Annotated in this window: 4 protein-coding genes; all 4 read left to right on the top strand. The window is 66.0% G+C overall.

Annotated elements, in window-relative coordinates; genetic code table 11:
- The coding region (locus A3A5_RS38530) for a branched-chain amino acid ABC transporter permease (protein ID WP_018311131.1) at positions 1-591 on the top strand (591 nt) is incomplete at its 5' end.
- Between the two features lie 317 nt (positions 592-908).
- Positions 909-1445: a hypothetical protein gene (locus A3A5_RS0113660; RefSeq protein ID WP_232431345.1), complete on the top strand. Its 537-nt coding sequence runs from the start codon at positions 909-911 to the stop codon at positions 1443-1445.
- An 81-nt stretch (positions 1446-1526) separates the two neighbouring features.
- Complete coding sequence (locus A3A5_RS0113655; RefSeq protein WP_018311129.1) at positions 1527-2288, top strand: TSUP family transporter; 762 nt, start codon at positions 1527-1529, stop codon at positions 2286-2288.
- A gap of 291 nt (positions 2289-2579) precedes the next feature.
- The gene (locus A3A5_RS0113650) at positions 2580-3731 is read left to right on the top strand and encodes an ABC transporter substrate-binding protein (RefSeq protein WP_018311128.1); all 1152 of its coding nucleotides are present in this window, start codon (positions 2580-2582) and stop codon (positions 3729-3731) included.
- Positions 3732-3914 lie beyond the last annotated feature (183 nt).

Below are 3914 nucleotides of genomic sequence, written 5' to 3'. Positions count from 1 at the left end.
GGCCTGCAGGGCATCCCGCGCGGCAAGCTGTTCGGGGTGCTGCCGCTGTCGGACGACCTGACGCTGTACTACGTGGCGCTGGCGATCATCGTGGCCGCCTTTGCGCTGATCGTGCGCACGGTGCATTCGCCGTTCGGCCAGATCCTGAAGGCGATCAAGGAGAACGAGCCGCGCGCGGTGTCGCTGGGCTATGACGTCGACCGCTTCAAGCTGACCGCCTTCGTGCTGTCGGCGGCGCTGTCGGGGCTGGCCGGCTCGATCAAGGCGCTGGTGCTGGGCTTCGAGACGCTGACTGACGTGCACTGGTCGATGTCGGGTTCGGTCATCCTGATGACGCTGGTCGGCGGTCTGGGCACATTGTCGGGTCCGATTGTCGGCGCCTTCGTGGTGGTCGCGCTGGAGAACAAGCTGGGCGACATCGGCAACTTCCTGGCGTCGGTCACCGGCATCTCCTGGTTCGGCACGCTGGGCGAGTCGGTGACGATGGTGACTGGCGTGATCTTCGTGATCTGCGTGCTGACTTTCCGCCGTGGCATCATGGGCGAGCTGCTGGCGCGCTTCGGGGGCCACGCGGGACGCAAGCAGGAGTGACTGCGGGTCGACATGCCCGATTCTGGGGCTAGGGTTTTTTCTAGCTTGTCCTCGATGCACCGCTTCGTTACATTCCATATACGGTTTTCGCAGGTTAAATGGAGGCGGAAGCGAGGAGACGACAGGCGCGCACCCGGTGTCGGGTAGCAGCGTTATAAATAAAGGGCGTTGCCGGGTGATCCTCGGCAACGCTTTTTTTATTTGGGGTTCCCGACCCCTCCTGTGGCGCTTTTGCCCCATCATGGGGCATCCAGGCCGCATCGGCATCACCTGGCTATCCTCCACATGCGACAATGCGGGCGCTCTCATTGCCCGCCATGCCTGCCGCCCCTGATTCCCCCGACTCCCCAGCCGTTCCGGATCGTCCTGACGCACCCGCGCCGCAGGGCCTGGCACGCCTCGGGCTGGGTGCCGACGCAGCCATGCTGGAGGCCTGGCTGGATACGGTTCAGCCGCTGCCGGTGCCCGGCGCGCGCGCGCGCCGGCTGATGCTGGACGACCTGCTGGCCCAGTCCGGTCGCGGCATCTGCCTGCTGGTGGACGACGCGCAGGCGCCGCACGATCTGCTGGCGTGCCTGCCGGTGGCGCTGCTCCCGAGCCTGGAGCTTGCCGGCCTGGCCGCCTGCGGCATCGAGTGGTGGGTGCAGCCCGGGCTGGACGGCGGGACCCGCCGTGCCTGCCTTGACGCCTGCTCCGCCACGCTGGCCGACTGGGGCCGCGCGCACGGTATCCGCCACGCGCTGCTGGCGCCGGGGCTGGTGGCAGGGCAAGGCGGCGCGCCGCCGGGCTTCAGCCCGCATGGCAACGGCATGTGGCACCGCAGCCTGGTGCCGGCGGCCAAGGTGCTGGGCTGAACCGGCGCCGCCCGGCTGCGCTCCGGCCTGTGCGCACCGATCTTCTCTGATCATTCCCTTTTCGCTTCCCTGCTTCCTGCAATGACGGAATTCGCATTCCTGGCGGTTGCCGCCTTTCTCGCTGGCCTGATCGACGCGGTCGCCGGCGGCGGCGGCCTGGTACAGATCCCGGCGATGTTCTCGGCCTATCCGAATATCGCGCCGGCCACGCTGCTGGGCACCAACAAGATGGGCTCGATCGCGGGCACCGCCAACGCCGCGCTGCGCTACGGCCGCAGCGTGCGCATCTACTGGGGCGCGACCGCGCCCGCGGTGGTGGCGGCCTTTATCTTCTCGATGGCCGGTGCCTGGGCGCTGACCAGGATCCCGGCCGAGCCGCTGCGCAAGGCGCTGCCGTTCGTGCTGGTGGTGTTGCTGGTCTACACCGTGGCCAAGAAGGACCTGGGCACGGAACACGCGCCGACGCTGTCGGGTTCGCGCGAGCGCTTCGCGGCGCTGCTGGCCGGTGCCGCCATCGGCTTCTATGACGGCGTGTTCGGCCCGGGCACCGGCAGCTTCCTGATGATCGCGTTCGTGCGGGTGTTCGGCTATGACTTCCTGCATGCGTCGGCCTCGACCAAGGTGGTCAACCTTGCCACCAACCTGGCGGCGTTGCTGCTGCTGGCCAGCAAGGGCCATATCTGGTGGCAGCTGGGGCTGGTGATGGCGGTGGCCAACGTCGCCGGCAGCCAGGTAGGCAGCCGGCTGGCGCTGCGCCACGGCAGCGCCTTCGTGCGCAAGGTTTTCATCGTGGTGGTGAGCGCGCTGATCCTGAAAACCGGCTGGGACGCGTTCCTGCGCTGACGGCAAAGCCAGGCGGGGCGCGCGATGCGGGTTAATCCTCCCTTTTCGCGCCAGGGCGCTGTGATAGACTCGATTCGCATTCCCGACCGTGCGGTCGGTGAATGGCCGAAGCGCCTTTCCGGGGGAGTGGTGCGGACGGGGAAATGGGGAACGGCGTTGCGCTGTTCCTGGCTGTAGCGCAGGTGCCGGCGATGTGCCTGCGTCAGACCCGAGGGGTCAGTCCAAAAATGGGGCATCCGCCGGTGGACGCCGGACGGATGCCTTTCCGTTTCAGGAACCGAAGGAGACAAGATGGATTTCAAGCGCGCCAGCCTGCTGGCAATCGCTGCGGCCAGCCTCGTTGCCGGTGCGGCCCATGCACAGGTCAAGGTCGGGGTCACGGTGTCGGCCACGGGTCCGGCGGCATCGCTGGGCATTCCCGAGAAGAACACGTTCACGCTGATGCCCAAGGAAATCGCGGGCAAGAAGATTGAGTACATCGTGCTGGACGATGCCTCCGACACCACCACCGCGGTCAAGAACACCCGCAAGCTGATCAGCGAAGACAAGATTGACGTGATAGTGGGTTCCACCGTGACGCCGAACTCGCTGGCGATGGTGGACGTGGTGGCAGAGAACGAGACGCCGATGATCACCATGGCCGCCTCGGCCCGCATCATTGAGCCGATGGACGCCAAGCGCGCCTGGGTCTTCAAGACGCCGCAGAATGACTCGCACATGGCGACCGCCATCGCCGAGCACATGACCAACAACAACGTGAAGACGGTGGCCTTCATCGGCTTCGCGGACGCCTATGGCGACAGCTGGGCGCAGGAGTTCGCCAAGGTGGCCGAGCTGCGCAAGATCAAGGTCGTCGCCAACGAGCGCTTTGCCCGCACCGATACCTCGGTCACCGGCCAGGTGCTGAAGATGATGAGCGCCAACGCCGACGCCGTGCTGATCGCAGGCTCGGGTACGCCCGCGGCGCTGCCGGCCAAGACGCTCAAGGAGCGTGGCTTCAAGGGCAAGATCTACCAGACCCACGGCGTGGCCAATGCCGACTTCCTGCGCGTGTGCGGCAAGGACTGCGAAGGCACCTTCCTGCCGGCTGGCCCGCTGCTGGTGGCTGAGCAACTGCCGGACAGCAACCCGGTGAAGAAGCCGGCCATGACCTACAAGACCGCTTACGAGAAGGCGTTCGGCGGCCAGGTGTCGACTTTCGGCGGCCATGCCTGGGATGCGGGGCTGATCTTGCAGCATGCCATTCCCGAGGCGCTGAAGAAGGGCCAGCCGGGTACCAAGGAATTCCGCAAGGCGTTGCGGGATGCGATGGAGCAGACCAAGAATCTGCCGGTGTCGCATGGGATTATGAACATGAGTGGCACGGACCATCTGGGCTTCGATCAGCGGGCGCGGGTGATGGTGCAGATTGTTGATGGGAAGTGGAAGTTGCTGGGTAAGTGAGGGGTGGGGGGAGTGGTGCTTTGGGGCTGGATGTTGCCCTTGGTGGGCGGGGCTCTTTGGTTTGGTGCTATGCGGTTGGTTTGTGGCTCTTGGCGGGCGTGGGCTGTTTCGCCGGCGTAGCCGGCGACTTACTTCTTGTCCAAGCGACAAGAAGTAAGCAAGAAACGCGTCGCCTATGCGGCT

This window comes from Cupriavidus sp. UYPR2.512, from assembly GCF_000379565.1.
GTDB lineage: Bacteria > Pseudomonadota > Gammaproteobacteria > Burkholderiales > Burkholderiaceae > Cupriavidus.
This window is presented reverse-complemented; position numbering and strand designations above follow the sequence as displayed.

Bases quoted from the DNA above. Each gene is read 5' to 3' on its own strand.
- A3A5_RS0113660 (WP_232431345.1), top strand. From the start codon at position 909: ATGCCTGCCGCCCCTGATTCCCCCGACTCCCCAGCCGTTCCGGATCGT.
- A3A5_RS0113655 (WP_018311129.1), top strand. From the start codon at position 1,527: ATGACGGAATTCGCATTCCTGGCGGTTGCCGCCTTTCTCGCTGGCCTG.
- A3A5_RS0113650 (WP_018311128.1), top strand. From the start codon at position 2,580: ATGGATTTCAAGCGCGCCAGCCTGCTGGCAATCGCTGCGGCCAGCCTC.